This window comes from Halopelagius fulvigenes, from assembly GCF_042662625.1.
Lineage (GTDB): Archaea > Halobacteriota > Halobacteria > Halobacteriales > Haloferacaceae > Halopelagius > Halopelagius fulvigenes.
In genome coordinates this window covers 274,068-292,331 of the sequence record NZ_JBHSXH010000009.1, presented here as the reverse complement: position 1 = coordinate 292,331, position 18,264 = coordinate 274,068, and the positions used below count along the sequence as shown (strand labels likewise).

Genomic DNA, 18,264 nt, shown 5'->3' with positions numbered 1-18,264 from the left:
GGGCGTGAACCTGACCGGCCCGTGGTCGGAGTCCGAGGCGGCCGAGTACCTCCGCGAGGCGACGGTTCCGGTCCGAATCTCCTGTCGGACGCCCGAGGGCCACCCGTGGATGCTGTCGCTCTGGTACGAGTGGACCGAGACCCCCGACGGAACGCCCGAACTGCGCTGTGCGACCGGTGCGGACGCCGACGTGGTTCGCTACCTCCGGAACGACCCCGAGGTGGCGTTCGAGGTGTCCGAGAACGACCCACCGTACCGCGGCGTCCGCGGGCGGGGGACAGCGACCGTCGAACCCGACGAGGGGAAGGCGCTCCTCCGGTCGTTGCTGGAACGATACCTCGGCGGCACCGACAGCGAACTCGGCGACCGACTGCTCTCGGACGACCGCGAGGAGGTGCGCATCCGCGTCACCCCCGAACGACTGCACGCGTGGGACTACACGGCCCGAATGCGGAACGTGGGCGCGGAGGACGACGCGGAAGGTAGTAAGAAAGACTGATAGTTCGCACCGAGAGACTGTCGAGGGATGTCAGCCCTCCCCGACCCTCTCGTCCGACTGTTCCTCCCGTTCCGCGCCGACGAACCCGCGAACCCGACGCTCGCCGCAGTCGTCGTCTTCGCCGTCGCCGTCCTCGTCGGGTGGAGCGTCGCCGCCACCGCCCCCGTCTTCGAGACGCACGTCTCCGGTACCACGACGGTTGACAACCCCGAACGTCCCGCGGACGTGTTCTGCGAGGACGACTTCTTCGACGCCGAGGGGTGCGACGAACCGAAGACGATTCAGAAGGAACTCGCACCTCACGCCGCGAAGACGGCGACGAACCTCGTCCTCTCCTTCGGCCTCGCCGTCCTCCTCGGGTGGCCCGTCGCCGCGGCGACCCTCTGGACGCTCACCGGCGCGTCGGAGGCGTCCGGGACGTTCGGCGACGTTCTCGCGGGGACGGGGTGGGCGTTCGTCCCGTTCCTCCTCCCCGCGGCGGCCCGCCCGTCCCTCGTCGAACGCGCCGCCCGGACGTTCGACTTCCCGGAAACGCTCGACGGCGTCGCCGCCGCCGTCCGGTCGATTCTCGTCGGGTTCCAGAGCGAACCGCTCACCGCCCTCTCGCTCGTCGCCCTCGCGTGGTCCGCGTACGTCTTCGCGGGGGTGGCCCGGCAGGTGCGCGGCGTCTCGCGCGGGCAGGCCGTCGCCGCCGCCCTCGGGCCGGCGATACTGCTTGTACTCCTCTCCGCCGTCAGGAGCTCGTTCGGACCGATGCCCGCGGAAGCGGTCGGCTACGGGGTCCTCTTCGGCCTCTTGGGAACGCCGTTCCTCGTCGCGCCGCGGGAGATGATAGAGTTCGACAAGCAGTTCGAACTCGTCGGCTTCAGGAACACCCGGTCGGTCGAACCCGAGGAGTGGTACGTCTCGCTCCACCGTTTCGGCGGACTCGCGTTGGTGGGGGTGGGCTACTTCGTCGCCGGCGGCCCGGCGCTCTTGGTCTGAGACGCCGGCGGCGTCCCCTTAGTCGTCGGACGGCACGCGGCCGAGCGGTTCTGCCGTCACCGAGTCCGGAACCCGCGCGAGGGCCGTCTCGGGCCACCCGTCGTGCGCGAGGACGAACTCCGTCTCGGGGTGCGACTCGACGAGGCGCGCGACGCCCTCGGCGGCCATCTCGTACGCCGCGCGGTCGGTTCGCTCGGGCACCTCGGCGGTGAGCGGGTACGTCTCCGAGAGGGCGCGCGGGAACGGCCCGAACGGCGGGACGACGCGCCACGAGGCGTCGAACCGGTCGCCGGAGGCTTTCCCGCCCTCCGTGAGGAGCACTCGTCCCTCCGCTTCGAGGCGTTCGAGGCGTTCGTGGTGTCGAACCACCTCGGGACGGCGAGCGCTCTCCGAGGAGAGGTAGAAGAACGACCCCTTAGAGGCGGGGTCCTCACGTTCGAGTTGTTCGGCGTGGTCCAAGAGGGCGCGGTAGCCGTCGAGCATCGCGGGGTGTGACCGGGCGCGTTCCTCCACGAGTTCGAGGAGTTCGCCCGCGCGAATCGCCTGCTTCACGCGGCGAATCTCCGCGAAGGAGACGTGCAGGTTGTGTTCCGCGAGCAGTTGCTCCCGTTCCTCCCCCTCCGTCTCGCGGAGTTCCTTCGGCGAGTATTCGGAGCAGACGGCGCACGAACAGGGGAAGTAGTCGAGTTCGTCGAGGTGTTCGGTGCCGTGGACGGTGAGGTAGCGACCGTCGCGGGCGTAGAGGGCGTAGGCGGCCGAATCGAACAGGTCGCATCCGAGGGCGACGGCGAGGGCGAACATCATGGGGTGGCCCGCGCCGAACAGGTGCACCGGCGCGTCCGCGCCGAGTCCGCGCTTGGCGGCGGCGACGGCGTCCACCATGTCGTCGTAGCGGTAGGCGTTCATCAGCGGGACCACCGCGCCGACGGGGAACACGTCCAAGTCCGTCGCGTCGGCGGTCCGGCCGGCGCGTTCGCGCAGGTCCGGGTACGTCGACCCCTGCACGGGCGCGTTGACGAGCATCTCGCCCGTCTCGGCGTCCTCGGCGTCGCGGAGGGCCTGCTCCGTCACTTCGAGTTCGCGTTCGGCGCGTTCGCGCGACACGTCCGGCGGCGTCGGGATGTCGACCGGCGTGGCGATGTCCGTCCCGATGTCGCGTTGGAACTGCAGAATCTGGTTCGTCGTCACGTCGATGTCGCCGTACTCCGCGAGTTGGAACGACCCCGAGTCGGTCATTATCGCGCCGTCGAAGTCGAGCATCTCGTGGAGGCCGACTTCGAGGGCCTCCTCGCGGAGGTGGTCGTTCGTCTTGATGATGTAGGAGTTGGTGATGAGAATCTCCGCGTCGAACTCCGATTCGAGTCGGGCGGGAGAGACCGTCACGATGTTGGGGTTGACGACCGGCAGCAACGCCGGCGTCTCCACCGTCACCCCCGCGCGGGGGACGGTCAGTTCGCCGATTCGACCGGCGACGTCCCCGTCGCGTATCTCGAAGTGGTCGCGCATGGGTGGGCTTTCCCGGGCGCGTTGCTAAGAGTTGCGTTCGGCCGGCACGGCGGAACGGCCGGGCGAAATGCGACTCACTCGTCCGCCGACGCTTCGACGATCGACAGGAAGTTCTCGAAGACGCGCGCCGCGTTCACGTCCTCGAACCGCAGGTCGGACTCCTCCCACCCGAAGTCGTCCTCCAACCGGCCCCGGAGTCCGGGGGTGAACTCGGGGTGGAACTGAACGGTCCAAAGCGGCGCGTCGCGGTGTCGCGTGCCGAACGCGCGGTAGTAGTCCGCCGATGCGATGATCTCCATCCCGTCGCCGACGCTCGTCACGGCGTCGCCGTGGACGGCGGGGACGACGGGCGAGACGCCCTCGAAAAGCGGGTCGTCGGCGAACTCAACTTCGACCAGTCGGGCCGTGGTGCCGACGCTCTCGACCGCGCCGCCGAGGGCGTGGTTGGCGAGTTGGTGGCCGAAGCAGACGCCGAGCGTCGGAATCCCCCGTTCGACCGCCTCCGCGAGCAGTCGCCGTTGCTCGTCTATCCACGGGCGGTCCGTCCGTTCGTAGACGCCCGCGGTGCTCCCCGTGAGGACGAGTCCGGCGGCGCGGTCCAAGTCGGGGCGTTCGCCGGCCGGAAAGTCCACCTCGCGGGCGTCGGGGAAGTTCCCCGAGAGGGCGTCGCAGTGGTACTCGTACTCCGAGTGCACCTCGTTGCGGACGACGGCTATCTGTGGCGAACTCACGTCGGAACGGGGTACGGGTCGGCGAGGAAAAACGGTACGGGTGCGCGCACCGGACTTCGAGAACCGGACGGGCGGTCAGAACAGCAGGAAGCCGCCCTGCGGCATGGAGTCGGCGAACTTGATGCCGAGGTAGAGAATCGAGAACAGCGTCGCGTTGTAGATGCCGTGGGTCAACGCGGGGACGACGATGTTGTCCGTCAGTTCGTACACCGTCCCGAAGACCAGCGTCGGAAGCACGAGCACGGAGATGGTGACGAGTCGCGCCGAGGGCGCGCCGATGAGCGACGTGTAGTGTATCGCCGCGAAGATGAGGCTCGCGAAGGGGATGGCGATGACCGGGGAGAACACCTCGCGGAGGCGGCGTTGGACGACGCCGCGGAACAGCAACTCCTCGCCGGGACCGATGATGAGTATCGCCGCGGGGATGAGTATCAACAGCACCTCGGGGTTCTCGAATCCGGTCTGCGCCGCCTGATTCTGCGCCGTCTGGACGCCGAGCGTCGTCACGACGTACGAGGCGGAGATGGCGAGGCCGAACGCGCCGAGGAACCCGACGGCGACGAAGACCAGATCGCGGAACGTCGGGACGCGGACGCCGACCCACGACCAGCCGTACCCCCGATATCTGAGGTACGCGGCGGCGACGCCGCCGAATCCGACGCCGGTGGCGAGGACCAACGAGAGGACGATGGCCAGCAACGGTGTTATCTCGACGCCGAGAACCCTCAACCCGAGTGCGCCAGCGATGACCAGAACCGAGCCGAGGGCGATGCCGACGAACGCCATGAGGAGGGCGACGACGACGGCGCGAATGGAGCTCCCCGACGGGTCCGTCGGGCCCGAATCGTCGTCGAGGCCGGATTCCGGAGTCTCCGTGGAAGGTTCCGAGGACACACCCCGTCTTCGTTCTCATCTGTCAAAATGGTTCGTTTTCGGGAGGGTGACGCCGCACGTCTCTCCGCCTTCGTATCGAACTCGCGACGACTCCGAGGCGTCGAACCCCCGTCCCGAGGGTTCTCCGGCCGCCGGCGGGTAGGAGAGGGCTTATCTTGGTCTCGTGAATACATACCCCGTGACCACTCCAAACGATCTGCCGGGGTCCGGCGGAGAGCTCGTCCCCCTCCCCGATATTCTCTCGCTCCTGACCCGGGCGGAGTTCGGATTCGTCCAACTCACCCCGGACGGAGATATCAGCGTCGTCAACGACGCGTTCGCGGATCTGTCCGGTTACAGCCGGGACGAGCTTCTGGGAACTTCGTTTACGAGCTACCTCGCGACCGTCCCGTCGCCTCTCGAATCGCTGTTCAGACGGGAGTCCGAGGCCGGCGAACCGGCGAGTTCGGTGCTGCCCCTCGAAACCGCGGACGGCGACATCCTCGTCTGCAAAGCGCAACTCGCGGCCGTCCGCGAGGAAGACGCGGTCATCGGCCTGTTCACTCCGCAGTCGGACCGCGAGTCGGAGAGTCCGCAGTTGAACCCGGAACACGACGACGAAACCGCCGCGAAGGCGTTCATCGCCCTCGCGGACTCGCTCTCCGACGGCATCATCGTCCTCGACACGGCGAGCCGAATCCAGTACGCGAACCCGGCGGTCGAAGATATCCTCGGCTACTCCTCGGAGGAACTCGTCGGCGAGAGCAAACTGAGCATCATCCCCGAGCGTCTCCGAGAGGCCCACCTGTCGGGTCTCAACCGATATCTCGAAACCGGCGAGCGGAACATCGATTGGCGGTACGTGGAACTCCCCGGCCAACACGAGGACGGCCACGAGGTTCCCCTCGGCATCTCGCTGAACGACTTCTTCTTCGAGGGGAACCGCTACTTCGTCGGGCTGTTCCGGGACATCTCGGAGCGGAAGGAGGTCGAACGGGCCCTCCGCGAACGCGAACGGCAGTTAGAGGAGTTAGTCGAGAAGTTAGAGGAGTCGAACGAACGGTTAGAGCAGTTCGCGTACGCGGCGTCTCACGACCTGCAGGAACCGCTCCGGATGGTCACCAGCTACCTCTCGCTCGTCGAACGGCGGTACGGCGACGAACTGGACGAGGACGGCGAGGAGTTCCTCGAGTTCGCCGTCGACGGCGCAGAGCGGATGCGCGAGATGATCGACGCACTGTTGGAGTATTCGCGCGTCGATACGCAGGGCGACCCGCTCGAACCGACCGATCTGAACGAGGTGCTCGCGGACGTCCGAACCGACCTCACGGTGAAAATCGAGGAGACGGACGCCCGAATCGAGTCCGAGGAACTGCCCCGCGTTCGGGGCGACGACAACCAACTGCGACAGCTGTTCCAGAACCTGTTGGACAACGCGCTCACCTACACCGGCGAGGAACCGCCGCGCGTGGAGATCACCGCCGAACGAGACGGCGAGGAGTGGATACTCTCGGTCAGCGACAACGGGGTCGGCATCGACCCCGAGGACACCGACCGGGTCTTTCAGGTGTTCCAGAGCCTCCACACCCGCGAGGAGGGCGGCGGAACGGGCATCGGGTTGGCGCTCTGCAAGCGCATCGCGGAACGCCACGGCGGCGACATCAGGGTCGACTCGGAACCCGGCGGAGGGACGACGTTCTCGGTTTCGCTTCCGGCGGCGTCCGACGACGGTTGAGACCCGCGCCGACTCAGCGCGACCGGTCGGCCAGTTCGTACCGGGAGAGGCCGACGACGGCGCGGCCGTCGCGGAGTTCGCCGTCTACGGCCGCCGCGAGAAGTTCGTCGTACGCTTCGACGGAGACGCGGATGCTCTCGTTGAAGTCGAGTTCCTGTTCCGCGGTCGGTTCGCAGTCGCGCGCGACGAAGAAGTGGTGGACGCTGTCGAGCAGGCCGTTGGCGGGTTCGACCGTACAGAGGCGTTCCACCTCGTCCGCTTCGTACCCCGTCTCCTCGGCCAGTTCGCGCCGCGCGGCGACGGTCACGTCGTCGTCCTCGGGCTCTACGGTCCCCGCGGGGAGGCCGCGACTGACGCGGCCGACGGCCTGCCGCCACTCCTCGATGACGACCACGTCGCCGTCGGGCGTGAACGGCAGGACGACCACCGCGGGCGGTTCCGACACGTAGTGGAAGTCCGTCTCCGTCCCGTCGGGCAGCACCATCTCGTCCCGACGAACGTCGAACCCCGGACAGGAGTAGTCCACCGCGGAGTCCGTCGTCTCCCACGCCAACTCGTCTGCGTCGTCGGTCATGGCTCCGCCTCCGAGCGGCGGGTGCAAAAAAGCGCGTGGTCGTCGTCGCCGCCTCAGTCGCGGACGGTGCCCCAGACGACGAGACCGACGCCGGCGAGGACCGCGAGGAGGGAGACGAGGGAGACGGCGACGTGGAGTTCGGTGAACCAGAACGGTACTTGCAGGCCGGTCTGAACGACCATCAGGAGGAAGGACAGCACTGGAATCTTCCCGTCGCCCGCGGCACCGTCCCCGTTATCCGCGTAGGAGACGCCGCCGACGGTTTCGCCCTCGGGGAGCCGTTCCGCCTCGTAGGGGACCTGCGGCGTCTTGTAACTCCAGACCACCTGTCCCGACTCGTTCACCTCGACGACGCGCTGGTTGAGCGAGTCGGTGATGAGGGTGTTGCCGTTCGAGAGGCGGTCGGCGTCGCGCGGCCAACTGAACGGGACGCCCTCGGCGGAGTACAGCGCCCACGCCTCCTCCCACTCGCCCGTCTCCTCGTTGCGGTGGAGTTCGACGATGCGGTCGTTGTGGCTGTCGGCGACGAGCACGGACCCGTTACCGAGCCACTGGGGGTTGTGCTGTTGGCGCAGGAGCGTCGGGTCGCCCTTCCCGTCTCCGTCCTCGTCTTTGTTTATCACTTCGACGACGCCCTCGCCGCGTTCGACGACGAGGAGTTGGTGGGCGTTACGGACGGAGACGAGGTACCGGTCCTCGCCGATGACGTCCACGTCGTTGATGTGGAGCCAGTCGGTCTTCGTCGGGTCGGCGGGGGCGTCGTACTGCGAACTCGCGTTCCACTGCCACGTCACCTCGCCGTTCTTCACGGTGAAGATGCGCTCGTACTCCATGTCCGTCACGAGGAACTCCCCGGAGGGGAGCAGTTCCACGTCGTGGACTTCGCTGTTCACGCGCGTCCGCACCGGGAAGGAGTACTCGTAGACGACTTTGGGTTCGGCGCTCGCGTTGTCGGCGTTCGGGTCGATGACGCGGAACCCGGTGTGCGTGCAGGGGGAGTCGTAGGGGCCGCACTCCTGATACCCCGAGTCCATGAACCCCGCGAGGACGCTCCCGTTGTCGAGCATCGTCACGTCGAAGTAGCTGTCCGTGTCGTCGGCCCGCCACGCCGTTTTCTTTCCTTCGAGCAGGTAGACCGACCCTTTCTCGTGCAGTCCCGGCCCGCCGCCCTGCGACCCGACGAGCGTCCGTTGGGACCCGTCGCCGCCGGACGCGGAGCCGACTTCCGGCGCGAGAGCCGCGCTGACGCCCAGCGACAGGACGAGGAGGAGGACGCCGAAGACGGCTAACGCCGCCCCCGCCCGCCGCGGCGAGGAGGGGAGAGATGGTGCCATGAGTTAGGTATCTCAATCGGATGGGCGACGAAAAAGCGTTCGGAACCGCCGGCGACCGTCAGGCGACTTTCAGTTCGAGCGTGTAGCCGAACGGGTCCGTCACGTAGACGGCGGGGTTCGTCCCCGTCGCGCCCAGCGGTTCGAGTTCGCGGTCCACCTCGATACCCGCCGCGTCGAGTTCGGCTTTCAGCGACTCGACGTCCGCTGAGACGGTCACCGCGAGGTGGTCGAAGTTCGTCGCCGCCGGAGGTTCGAAGTCCGGGTCCGGTTGGACGTGGACGACGTGGGTGGGGGTGAGGCGGACCGAGAAGAACGGTTTCTCGCCCGACTCCAACAGGTCGAGGTTCTCCACGTCGAGGCCCAAGCCGTCGCGGTAGAACGCCACCGCCTCCTCGACGCCGTCCTCGGGGATGTGAAGATTCGCGTGGTCTATCGCTTCGACGTCCATGCCGGGCGTTCGTCCGGCGGGGTGAAAACGGTCACCCCGCCGTTCGCTACGAGAGGGCTCCCGTGTCGGGGTTCAGCAGCTTCGCCTCGGCCTTGCGGAGGTGTTCGAGCAGCGTCGTCTTCGAGATGTCCAGTTCCGCCGCGAGTTCGCGGGCCGAGATGCCGCGCGGCCAGTCGTAGTAGTCCCGCTTGCGCGCCAACTCGAACACCTCGCGTTGCCGCCCGGACAGTTCGTCGGTCCGCCACGTCGCGGCATCGACGCCCGCGTCAGCGCGGGTTATCTTCGTCACGGTGATGTCGGCGTTCGTCTCCTCGCGCACTGCGTCGAGTCGCCGCCGAACCCCCTCCCGGTCGTCGTCCACGAACAGCGACCAGTACTCCCGGCCGTCGAACACCCGAACCGGCGCGGACTGCACGAAGTCGTTGGCGATGAACACGTCGCTCATGCTGTTTTCGGGGTCGTACTCGACGAACAGTTCCCGCGAGGTGTTGCCCGGCGGCGTCCGCCCCCTGAAGTCGTGACGACGCTGCATCTCGACGACGGAGTGCGTCAACGGCGACTGCTCCGCGGCCGCGACGAGTTCGTCCACGGCCGCCGTCGTGTCGCCGTACGCCGTGAAGTGCCCCTTCACCCGGTCGTTCGCCGCGTTGAACACGGTGTGGGCGAGCAAACCGGCGGGCGTCTCCTCCGTCACCTCCAGCGTCCAACAGTTCGGATGCCAGATCTCCAGCGTCAGGCGCGATCGACTCCCGTGCAAGTCATCCACAGGCATAGTGGTGAATATCGTCGGCGAGTCACGAAAACAGTTGCGACGGCGCGAGTGCGTCCGTCGCTCGGCGGTCGGCGGTCGACGGTCAGCGCCCGGCGACGCTGAACCCGCCGAGCGTGTCGTCCGGGTGGACGAAGAACGTGTGCTCGCCGGTGACGTAGGCGCGCCCGCGCACCTCCGGCGTCGTCACCGTCACGCCGTCGCGTTCCTCGGCGTCGCGCAGTCGGCCCGTGAACCGCGACCCGACGACGCTCTCGTGGGCGTACCGTTTGCCCACGTCGAGCTTCCCCCGTTCGTGGAGGAGCGTCATCTTCGCGCAGGTACCCGTCCCGCACGGCGACCGGTCCACCGACCTGTCGCCGAACACGACGAACGTCCGGTCGGCGTCATCGGACTGTGTCCGATGGGCAGTCGAGCTCTGCTCGACTACGTCGCCGGGGTTCCCTCGGCGGCCCGACGGACCCCGTCCGTCGGCGTCGCGGCCCGACTCGTAGAACTCCGTCAACGAGACGCGGGCGGGGTCCCCCGTGAGCGGATTGACGACGTCTAGCTGGTCGTTCGCCGCCGCGCGGATTCGGAGTCCGAGGTCGATCAACTCCCCCGCGTCGTCCGCGCCGACGGACGGTTCGACCGCCGCCGCGTCCACCATCGCGAAGAAGTTGCCCGCGTACACCACGTCCACGGGTATCGCCAGGTCGCCGCGGTCGGTTTCGACGGTGACCGTCGCCTCCTCGGCGACGAACGACCGGACGTTCTGCACCGCGACGCTCTCGACCCGGCCGTCTTCGACGGTCGGTCTGGCGGTGACGACGCCGGCGGGCGTCTCGACGCGGAGTTCGGGTTCGGGGGCCAGTTCGCCGCGTTCGACGAGTGCGGTGACGACGCCCATCGTCCCGTGGCCGCACATGTCGAGGTAGCCGCCGCCGTCCATGAAGAAGAGGCCGAAGTCGGCCTCCTCGGCCCGCGGCGGGACGCGAACCGCGCCGAACATGTCGTCGTGGCCGCGGGGTTCCTTCATCAGGAGTTCCCGGACCTCGTCGTGCGTCTCGGCGAAGGCGTCTCGCTGGGCGGCGACGCTCCCGCCCTCGAACGCCGACCGGTCGAGGCCGTCCGTGATGAGGCGGGTCGGTTCGCCGCCGGTGTGCGTGTCGAGCGTCTCGAATCGGGTACCCGCGGTCATAGTTTTTCGAGCGATTCGACCTCTTTCTCGTCCCAGTCGTAGAACGGTTCGTCGATGCTCCGAAGCGCGTCCACGCACTCGTTGTGCCGGCGCACCGCCTCGCTCCTGAGGGGGTCGTCGGGGTTCGACCGTATCCACGACCGCAGTTCCGCCAGTCCGCGCGGCGAGTACGTGTCGATGCGGTCCTGCCTCTTCAGCAGTTCGAGCTTCCGGTCTTCGTCTCGAAGCGACTTGACCAGCGAGACGCTGGCAGTACCCATCAGCACCGCTATCGATGCGAGCATGACCGTCCACGTGACTATCGTGAGCGCCATCTTCAGTTCCCTCCGTCGGTCGCTTTCGGGACCGACTCCGTTCGGCTGTCCACGAACTTCATCAGGACCGTGCTGACAGCCAGCAACGCGAGCATCAGGGCGATGCCCCCGAACATGAGCAGTTCGTTCTCGGTGCCGAGACTCGTCACCGCGCCGTACGCCATGATGAACACCATCACGACCGGGATCACGTACTTGATGATGCCGTTCCACCACGACCCGACGAACATGTCGGAGTTGCGGTTGAGTTCGAGGACGCGCATGCGTTCAGCCCCGAACTTCCACCCGACGAGGCCGATTATCGCCAGTGTCGCGAGCGGAAGTCCCCAGTTACCGAACACGAAGTCCATCTGCCCGAGGAACTCCGAGGAGTATGCGCTGGGGATGCCCAGAAGCCAGATGAGGAGCGACACCGCCGCGACGGTCTGTCGGCGGTCCAAGCGCGTCTCCTCGGCCACCGTCGTCACGCCCACCTCGGTGATGCCGAGTCCGGAGGTGAACGTGGCGAAGAAGAAGCCGAGGAAGAAGGCCATCGCCCAGATCTGACCGCCGACGAGTTCGGGGAACACCTGCACGAGCGAGATGAACATCAGGTTCGCGCCCGCCGTCGGTTCGAGACCGAACGCGAAGACGACGGGGAAGACGGCGAAGATGGCCAAGAGGCCGATGCTGGTGTTCCCGATGGCGGTGAACACGCCCGCCCCGAGGGGCACGTCGTCGTACTTCCGGAGGTAGCTTCCGTAGGTGAGGGCGATGCCCCACCCGAGACCGGTCGAGAAGAGCGCTTGTCCGAGTGCGGCCACCCACGTGTCACCCTGCACGAGGTACTGCCAGTCCGGCGTGAACGCGAACGCCAGACCCTGCATGCCGCCGTCGAGGGTGACGCCGCGGATGGCGATGGCGACGAGGGCGATGACCATGAACGGGATCATCCACTTCACGACGCGTTCGATGCCCTGCCGGATGCCGAACAGGAGGACGCCGCCGATGGCCGCCACCGTCACGGTGTGCATCCCTATCATCAGTAGCGGCGACCCGGCGAACGACTCCCAGAACGCCGTCGCGTCGAACCCCGGTTGGAAGAAGGTCAAGAGCAGAGAGTGGACGGCGTAGTACAACGCCTGCCCGATGATGGGCGCGTAGTACGACATCAACGCGATGTTGACGAGGACGACGACGAGGGAGACCCCCCGGAACCGACTGTCGCCCGCGACCTGTTTGAACGACCCGATGACTCCCTTCTGGGTGTACCGCCCGAGCGCAGTCTCGGCCATCAACCCGGGGACGGCGATGAGAAACAGCAACAGGACGTAGGCGAGGAGGAACGCCCCGCCGCCGTTCTGGCCCGTCGTGAACGGCATGCGCCAGATGTTCCCGGCGCCCACCATCGCGCCGACCATCGCCATGAGGAACCCGAATCGACTCCCCCACTCCTCTCGTGCGGTTCGCGCGTTGTTGTCTGCCATTGTATCACACACGCATACGACTGCGGGAAATCCCACTATAGGGATGCCCTATCATGGACGGTGGTGTCGGAGTTGAAGAACGTGGCTGAATCGGCTCGGGATGCCGGCGGAGGGGGGAGACCGTCGACTGGGACTTGTAATTACTACTCTGCGCGGGCGTACGTGGTGAAATAACATAGCATGGTCGCGGCGCGGTCGGTCCGTTCGCGGGGGTCCCGCCGCAGAACTGCGGTCGGCGGCCGGACCGGCGGCGTCAGTCGTCGCCGTCGCCGCCGAGACTCACCGTCGCGAGGTCGGACTCGAGTTCCTCGACGTGGTCGTTGTACGCCTCCACGAACCCCGCGAAGTCGTCGGTGAGGCGGCGAACGTCGGGTGCGGAGGGCGGTTCGTACTGCGAGAGGAGGTAGATGCCGCCCTCGCCGCCGACGCGGAGGTACGACGCCCGGCCGTCCTCCCACTTCAGTTCCCACCGCGTCCCCGACACCGTCGTCGCGAACGACCCGTAGTTCGTGCCCTCGTAGCGGTACAGTTCCGAGGCGATGGCGTCCGAGACATCCCGGATGCGCCCGACGATTCTGTCCCGTTCGGCGACGACGGTCTCCGTGGAGACGGCCTCGGGGAACTCGTCGGGAACGTCGTCTAAGACGCCGTCAAGGGACTCGACGTGGTCGTTGTACGCCGCCACGAACGCGTCATAGTCCGTCATCGCGCGGGCGAGTTCCTCGGGGTCCGGCGGGTGTTTCGTCGAGACGACGTACGTCTCGCCGCCCGAACGGCCTTCGTACCGGAGATACTGCAGGTCGCCGCCCTCGTACTTCACCGTCCACGACCCCTTGTCGGTCTTGAAGGTGGACTGCCCGTAGTCGCCGCCCTGAAGCAACGCGAGTTGCCGCGCGATCTGTCCCGCGTGGTCCGTCACCCACGAGACTACCTCGTCTCTGTGGGAAACAACGTCATGGGCGTCGGTAACATCGAACTCAGGTCCCTCGTTCATCTACTATCCCTAGCCGCGGGACGGGTATAACGCCTCTGTCGAACGATCGTTAACGCGGAATGAACCGCCGCCGTCTGTCGATTAGAACGGTCAGAAACAGTTACCATCCTTGCATGTGTATTTACCACTATTAGAGAACGAACATATTACAATAGTGTATTTATTGCAATACACTTCAACAATCCGCCAACGCGTATTTTAGGCAGACACGAATAAGGACTGCCTGCACGACAACCTATGTCCCGAACAACCAGACGGTCACTATTGAAGACACTTGGTGTCGGAGGTACAGTATTCGCGTTCGGTGCCGGTGCGGGCTACGCACAACAGAGCGGACAGAGCGGTACGGAGAACGGAAGCAGTCCGTTCCCCCCGAGCGAGAACACGGCGCTCGTTCGCGCCATTCACGCGTCGCCGGACGCGCCTGCGGTCGATGTCTACATCGACGGCCAGCAGGTCGCGCAAGGCGTCCAGTTCGGAAACATCACCGGCTATCTGGACCTCTCGCCGGGCGAGGTGCAGGTTCAGGTGTATCCGTCGCAGGACGGCGGCCAAGGCGGCAACCAGACGACGACCGGTGGCGCTCTCGGCAACGAAACGGGCGCCAGTAACCAGACGAACGCGACTGGCACCGGCCTGAGCAACGAGACGAACGCGACCGGCACCGGCAACGAGACGAACGTGACCGGCACCGGCAACGAGACGAATGCGACCGGCCTGAGCAACGAGACGAATGCGACCGGCCTGAGCAACGAGACGAATGCGACCGGCCTGAGCAACGAGACGAATGCGACCGGCCTAAGCAACGAGACGAACGCGACCGGCCTAAGCAACGAGACGAACGCGGGTTCCGCGTCACAGACGCCGTCCACGGAGCCTCTCCTCGACGAGAGCTTCAGCGTGGAAGGTGGCCAGAGCTACACCATCGCGGCCGCCGGCCGATCCCAGGATATCAAGGCGCTCGTCTTCGAGGACACCCCCGAGGGTGAGCAGACGCAGGACGAGCAGGACGCGAACACGGACACCGCGCTCGTTCGCGCGGTCAATCTCTCGCCCGACGCGGGCGTCCTCAAGGTGCGCGCCAGCAGCTACGTCGTCGGCGGCGCGATAGAGAGCGAGGAAGCGAGCAACTACGCCACCATCCAGGCCGGCAACACGCAAGTCGAGGTGCTCCAGACGGGCAGCGCCGACCCGATCGCCACCGCCAACTACCAGTTCGAGGCGGGCGAGCGGTACAACCTGTTCCTCGTCGGGATGGTCGACCCCGAAAGCGCGGCGCAAGCCCAGGGCGGCCTCGTTAACCAGTCCAGCACCGGCAACGAGACGGCCGTCGGCAACGAGACGGGCGTGATGAACGAAACTGGCGTCAACGCCACGAACGAAACTGGCATCAACGCCACCAACGAAACCGGCATCAACGCCACGAACGAAACTGGCATCAACGCCACGAACGCCACCAACGAAACTGGCGTCAACGCTACGAACGAAACTGGCGTCAACGCTACGAACGAAACTGGCGTCAACGCCACCAACGAAACTGGCGTTAACGCTACGAACGAAACCGGCGTTAACGCTACGAACGAAACCGGCGTTAACGCTACGAACGAAACCGGCGTCAACGCCACCAACGAAACCGGCGTCAACGCTACCAACGAGACGACCGTCGGCAACGAGACGGCCGTCGGCAACGAGACGACCGGCACGCAGGCGCAGGGTGCCGGCAGTCAGACGCAGGTGGCCGAGTTCCAAATCGTCGGCGTTCAGGACAGCGACGGAACCATCCTCAAAGAGTCGGAGCAACAGACTCCCAGCGCCGACGATCTGTTGCCCATCGACCTGAGCGGTGGTAACGACACGGCCCAGAACGGTACGAGTCAGAACGCCACGGCCACGAACGACACGGCCACGAACGACACGGCCACGAACGACACGGCCGCCAACGCCACGGCCGAAAACGGCACGACCACGAACGGTACGACCGAAAACAGCACGCTCACGAACGGCACGGCCACCGAGACGGGCAACACGACGACGAGCAGCTAACGACGCGACGACGAGGCTCCGGCGGAACGCGTACCGACCGGCATCACGGAGGTTGGTGACCTCCGAAAACGGGGCATAGTGGGCTCGACCCGGCGGCGCGGACCGACGTCCGCCGCCGTCGGGGACGACGGGCCCACGGGAGCGCACGGGTGATTCTTCTCGCCGTATCTCGCCGACTCCACGGAGCGTCGAGATCGATCGGTCCGTTCGAGGAGCGGTAAATTCGTCCGATGGTGAAATACGAGATGCCGAGTGTTTCAAGCATTTATACTACAGATCCGCTCGTATCTAGCGATTATCACGTAAGTTATTAGACAGTAAATCCCGTTATCGCGCAGGTAACAAGGTGGCCGTGCGGCGGGCGTGTAGAGAGACGGCCGCACCGGCGAACGAGGACGTGCTGGGCGGTAGTATCTTCAACCATGACTAGCTCGAGAAAGCGGAGTAAACTGTCGGACGGGGAAGACGCCTACGCCGTCCGACCGTATCGGTCGGGAGACAGAGAAGGATTCCTCTCGCTTTACGACACCGTCTTCGGTGCGACCAGCGAGGAGTGGTTCCGCTGGAAGTACGTGGACAACCCCTACGCGGACCGAACGCCGATGTACGTGGCAGAGCGCGAGGGAGAGATCGTCGGCGCGTCGCCGTTCTTCGCTCTCCGGGTGCAGGTGGGCGGGGATTCGGTGTTGGCGCTGCAGCCCGCCGACGCGATGGTCCACCCCGACCACCGACGGCGGGGCCTCCTGACCCGGATGACCGAGGCGGCGATAGACGACTACGAAGCCGGCGACCCGGCGATGTTCTTCAACTTCCCCAACCCGACCGCGAAGGGGGCGTTCACGAAACTCGGTTGGGTCGAGGTGGGAGACGTGACGACGCACTACCGCGTTCAGAACCCGGCGAACCTCACGCCGACCGAGAGCGCGTTCAACCGACTGACCGCTCCGGGGACGGCACTCGCGCGGGCGTACTTCTCCGTCCGGGACCGCCTCGTCCCCGAGGAGACCGAACGGGTGACGGTGAACCGGTGCGACGAGATACCCGCCGCCGAGTTCGCGGCGTTGTACGCCGAGGACCCTCCCGATGAGATACACGTCGTCCGCGACGAACGCTTCTGCCAGTGGCGGTACGAGAACCCGAAGTGGGAGTACACCTCCTACCTCGCCCGGCGCGACGGCGACCCGGTCGCCGGCCTCGTCGTCGGAAACCGCACCTCGGACGGGACGTGGATAACCAAGTTGGTCGACGCCGTCCCGTGCTCCGACGAAATCGGGGCGAAGGCGTTGTCCCGCCTCGTCCACCGGGCCATCGACGACCACCGCGACGCCGACCTCGTCGGCGCGTGGGACGGAACGCTCCCCGACGGCGTCCTCGAACGGTTCGGCTTCCGCCCCGACGACCACTTTCCGCTCTCTCGGGTGTCGACTCGGACCGCCGTCGTCGCCCGGGGGTTAGAAGACGACACGGACGCCCTCCGCGGCGTCGAACTCGACGACCGGACGAACTGGCGGTTGATGTTCGCCGGGAAAGACACCTGCTAACAGCCGGGTCGGTGTTCCTAGGAGTTTAGGCGCGGTGTACTTCCTCGTCCGTTATAGAACGGATAGTATGAACAGGAAGAGGGGGACGCGGTCCGCTGACTCGGGCAATCCGACGCTGCGGTGCATCGCGGACGGACGACGGCGGGCGGCACTTCGCATCCTTCTCGACGCGGGAGAACGACTAGCGGTACGGGAATTAGCGTCGCGTCTCGCCGACGCGAAGAGCGGAGCCCCCGACGCGGCGGAGAACGCCGCCGAGACGGAACTCGTCCACGCCCACCTCCCGATGCTGACGGACGCGGGCCTCGTCGAGTGGGACCGAGACGGGAGGCGCGTGGAGGCGGCGGCGCACCCCGCCCTCGAAGACCCCCGGTTCCGGAGACTGCTCGAAACGGAGACGGAGGGAACGGACGAAGCGCTGTCCGCCCTCGCGGACGAGCGTCGCCGCCTCGCGCTCACCGCCCTCAGAGACGACGGCGCGGCGGCGTCGCGGTTCGCGCTCGCGGGCGAAGTGCTCCGGCGCGAGACGGGCGACTCGGACCCGGACACCGACGACATTCGGCGCGTCGAACTCCAACTTCACCACGCTCACCTGCCGAAGCTCGACGACGCGAACTTCGTCGCGTACGACGCGGAGACCGGCCGCGCCGAGTACGCCGACCACCCGGCGCTGGAGGCGGTGTTCACCACGATTCACGAACCCGAACCGAACCTCGTCGACAGGTTCGACGGCTTCCTCGGAGGGATGAAGGCGTCCTACAGGCGGTCGGCGGACGAAGCGAACGACCGACTGGAGTGGCCCCACTTCTGGAAGCACCCCGAGCATGTCTAAGCCCCCGGAACTGTGGGCGTTCGTCATCGCCAACACGGGCCTGTTCGTCGCAAGCGGGGTGTTGACGGCGCTGAGTTACGTCGCCTACCGGCAGAGCGGGGGCGACTCGTCGTACCGGACCGCGGCCCTCGGATTCGGATTCGTCGTCCTCGGCGGCCTCGTCGAACCGGTGTACCAGTTGGGAGTGAAGGGCGGCGACTACTCGCTGACCGGGAGCGAACTCCTCGTCCTCCAGTCCGGCGAGGGCGCCCTCATCACCCTCGGACTCGGACTCCTCTTTTGGGCCATCGTCAACCACCCCGGGTCGGCGTCCGCCGCGGAGGCGAACTCGGAGGCGGTGGGGTTCGACGACCCCTCCGTCGGACGCGGACGCCCCCCGCAGACGTGGTCGGAGCGGAACGACTAGGCGGCCGACGCTCGAAGGCCGAACGACGATACGCC

General features: G+C 66.6%; 18 protein-coding genes and 1 pseudogene. 8 read left to right on the top strand and 11 right to left on the bottom strand.

Annotated features, from left to right (window positions below; translation table 11 throughout):
* Positions 1-4 precede the first annotated feature (4 nt).
* Positions 5-499, top strand: coding sequence for a pyridoxamine 5'-phosphate oxidase family protein (locus ACFQEV_RS03810; RefSeq protein ID WP_379692718.1), 495 nt, complete (start codon positions 5-7; stop codon positions 497-499).
* A 27-nt stretch (positions 500-526) separates the two neighbouring features.
* Entirely contained in the window at positions 527-1,483 is a 957-nt protein-coding gene (locus ACFQEV_RS03805; protein WP_379692717.1) for a Yip1 family protein, read from the top strand.
* Positions 1,484-1,501: 18 nt separating this feature from the next.
* Here the strand turns inward: ACFQEV_RS03805 and tgtA are convergent, their stop codons facing one another.
* The 3 genes from tgtA to ACFQEV_RS03790 form a co-directional block, all read right to left on the bottom strand.
* Positions 1,502-2,989: a tRNA guanosine(15) transglycosylase TgtA gene (gene tgtA / locus ACFQEV_RS03800; RefSeq protein ID WP_379692716.1), complete on the bottom strand. Its 1,488-nt coding sequence runs from the start codon at positions 2,987-2,989 to the stop codon at positions 1,502-1,504.
* Between the two features lie 74 nt (positions 2,990-3,063).
* Positions 3,064-3,720 (bottom strand): type 1 glutamine amidotransferase, encoded by a 657-nt coding sequence (locus tag ACFQEV_RS03795; protein WP_379692715.1) that lies wholly within the window; start codon positions 3,718-3,720, stop codon positions 3,064-3,066.
* Between the two features lie 75 nt (positions 3,721-3,795).
* On the bottom strand, positions 3,796-4,614 hold the full coding sequence (locus ACFQEV_RS03790; protein ID WP_379692714.1) for a CPBP family intramembrane glutamic endopeptidase: 819 nt from the start codon (positions 4,612-4,614) through the stop codon (positions 3,796-3,798).
* A 163-nt stretch (positions 4,615-4,777) separates the two neighbouring features.
* Here ACFQEV_RS03790 and ACFQEV_RS19880 point away from each other — a divergent pair.
* Both ACFQEV_RS19880 and ACFQEV_RS03785 read left to right on the top strand, forming a co-directional pair.
* Positions 4,778-5,140 (top strand): annotated as a pseudogene (locus ACFQEV_RS19880) (PAS domain-containing protein); the annotation flags it as partial.
* A 51-nt stretch (positions 5,141-5,191) separates the two neighbouring features.
* On the top strand, positions 5,192-6,328 hold the full coding sequence (locus ACFQEV_RS03785) for a sensor histidine kinase (protein WP_465261205.1): 1,137 nt from the start codon (positions 5,192-5,194) through the stop codon (positions 6,326-6,328).
* 13 nt (positions 6,329-6,341) lie between these two features.
* Here the strand turns inward: ACFQEV_RS03785 and ACFQEV_RS03780 are convergent, their stop codons facing one another.
* From ACFQEV_RS03780 to ACFQEV_RS03745, 8 genes are all read right to left on the bottom strand, one after another.
* Positions 6,342-6,902, bottom strand: a complete 561-nt coding sequence (locus ACFQEV_RS03780; protein ID WP_379692712.1) for an NUDIX hydrolase — start codon at positions 6,900-6,902, stop codon at positions 6,342-6,344.
* A 53-nt stretch (positions 6,903-6,955) separates the two neighbouring features.
* On the bottom strand, positions 6,956-8,236 hold the full coding sequence (locus tag ACFQEV_RS03775) for a hypothetical protein (RefSeq protein WP_379692711.1): 1,281 nt from the start codon (positions 8,234-8,236) through the stop codon (positions 6,956-6,958).
* A 58-nt stretch (positions 8,237-8,294) separates the two neighbouring features.
* Positions 8,295-8,684: a VOC family protein gene (locus ACFQEV_RS03770; RefSeq protein ID WP_379692710.1), complete on the bottom strand. Its 390-nt coding sequence runs from the start codon at positions 8,682-8,684 to the stop codon at positions 8,295-8,297.
* Between the two features lie 46 nt (positions 8,685-8,730).
* Positions 8,731-9,456, bottom strand: coding sequence for a helix-turn-helix domain-containing protein (locus ACFQEV_RS03765; RefSeq protein ID WP_379692709.1), 726 nt, complete (start codon positions 9,454-9,456; stop codon positions 8,731-8,733).
* A gap of 82 nt (positions 9,457-9,538) precedes the next feature.
* The gene (locus ACFQEV_RS03760; protein WP_379692708.1) at positions 9,539-10,633 is read right to left on the bottom strand and encodes a proline racemase family protein; all 1,095 of its coding nucleotides are present in this window, start codon (positions 10,631-10,633) and stop codon (positions 9,539-9,541) included.
* The gene (locus tag ACFQEV_RS03755; RefSeq protein ID WP_379692707.1) at positions 10,630-10,947 is read right to left on the bottom strand and encodes a hypothetical protein; all 318 of its coding nucleotides are present in this window, start codon (positions 10,945-10,947) and stop codon (positions 10,630-10,632) included. The genes ACFQEV_RS03760 and ACFQEV_RS03755 overlap by 4 nt, the downstream gene beginning before the upstream one ends.
* 2 nt (positions 10,948-10,949) lie before the next feature.
* Positions 10,950-12,413, bottom strand: a complete 1,464-nt coding sequence (locus ACFQEV_RS03750) for a sodium-dependent transporter (protein WP_379692706.1) — start codon at positions 12,411-12,413, stop codon at positions 10,950-10,952.
* A gap of 253 nt (positions 12,414-12,666) precedes the next feature.
* Positions 12,667-13,407 (bottom strand): hypothetical protein, encoded by a 741-nt coding sequence (locus ACFQEV_RS03745; protein WP_379692705.1) that lies wholly within the window; start codon positions 13,405-13,407, stop codon positions 12,667-12,669.
* Positions 13,408-13,671: 264 nt separating this feature from the next.
* Here ACFQEV_RS03745 and ACFQEV_RS03740 point away from each other — a divergent pair, with 264 nt between their 5' ends.
* The 4 genes from ACFQEV_RS03740 to ACFQEV_RS03725 all read left to right on the top strand — a co-directional run bounded on the left by ACFQEV_RS03740 (position 13,672) and on the right by ACFQEV_RS03725 (position 18,229).
* Positions 13,672-15,450, top strand: coding sequence for a DUF4397 domain-containing protein (locus tag ACFQEV_RS03740; protein ID WP_379692704.1), 1,779 nt, complete (start codon positions 13,672-13,674; stop codon positions 15,448-15,450).
* 422 nt (positions 15,451-15,872) lie between these two features.
* Positions 15,873-16,991, top strand: a complete 1,119-nt coding sequence (locus ACFQEV_RS03735) for a GNAT family N-acetyltransferase (protein ID WP_379692703.1) — start codon at positions 15,873-15,875, stop codon at positions 16,989-16,991.
* Between the two features lie 67 nt (positions 16,992-17,058).
* Positions 17,059-17,823 (top strand): DUF7344 domain-containing protein, encoded by a 765-nt coding sequence (locus tag ACFQEV_RS03730; RefSeq protein WP_379692702.1) that lies wholly within the window; start codon positions 17,059-17,061, stop codon positions 17,821-17,823.
* Complete coding sequence (locus ACFQEV_RS03725; RefSeq protein ID WP_379692701.1) at positions 17,816-18,229, top strand: hypothetical protein; 414 nt, start codon at positions 17,816-17,818, stop codon at positions 18,227-18,229. Before ACFQEV_RS03730 ends, ACFQEV_RS03725 begins: the two co-directional genes overlap by 8 nt.
* The last annotated feature ends 35 nt before the right edge of the window (positions 18,230-18,264 follow it).

Bases quoted from the DNA above. Each gene is read 5' to 3' on its own strand.
- ACFQEV_RS03745 (WP_379692705.1), bottom strand. From the start codon at position 13,407: ATGAACGAGGGACCTGAGTTCGATGTTACCGACGCCCATGACGTTGTT.
- tgtA (WP_379692716.1), bottom strand. From the start codon at position 2,989: ATGCGCGACCACTTCGAGATACGCGACGGGGACGTCGCCGGTCGAATC.
- ACFQEV_RS03735 (WP_379692703.1), top strand. From the start codon at position 15,873: ATGACTAGCTCGAGAAAGCGGAGTAAACTGTCGGACGGGGAAGACGCC.
- ACFQEV_RS03750 (WP_379692706.1), bottom strand. From the start codon at position 12,413: ATGGCAGACAACAACGCGCGAACCGCACGAGAGGAGTGGGGGAGTCGA.
- ACFQEV_RS03725 (WP_379692701.1), top strand. From the start codon at position 17,816: ATGTCTAAGCCCCCGGAACTGTGGGCGTTCGTCATCGCCAACACGGGC.
- ACFQEV_RS03805 (WP_379692717.1), top strand. From the start codon at position 527: ATGTCAGCCCTCCCCGACCCTCTCGTCCGACTGTTCCTCCCGTTCCGC.
- ACFQEV_RS03765 (WP_379692709.1), bottom strand. From the start codon at position 9,456: ATGCCTGTGGATGACTTGCACGGGAGTCGATCGCGCCTGACGCTGGAG.
- ACFQEV_RS03780 (WP_379692712.1), bottom strand. From the start codon at position 6,902: ATGACCGACGACGCAGACGAGTTGGCGTGGGAGACGACGGACTCCGCG.
- ACFQEV_RS03770 (WP_379692710.1), bottom strand. From the start codon at position 8,684: ATGGACGTCGAAGCGATAGACCACGCGAATCTTCACATCCCCGAGGAC.
- ACFQEV_RS03760 (WP_379692708.1), bottom strand. From the start codon at position 10,633: ATGACCGCGGGTACCCGATTCGAGACGCTCGACACGCACACCGGCGGC.
- ACFQEV_RS03775 (WP_379692711.1), bottom strand. From the start codon at position 8,236: ATGGCACCATCTCTCCCCTCCTCGCCGCGGCGGGCGGGGGCGGCGTTA.
- ACFQEV_RS03755 (WP_379692707.1), bottom strand. From the start codon at position 10,947: ATGGCGCTCACGATAGTCACGTGGACGGTCATGCTCGCATCGATAGCG.
- ACFQEV_RS03730 (WP_379692702.1), top strand. From the start codon at position 17,059: ATGAACAGGAAGAGGGGGACGCGGTCCGCTGACTCGGGCAATCCGACG.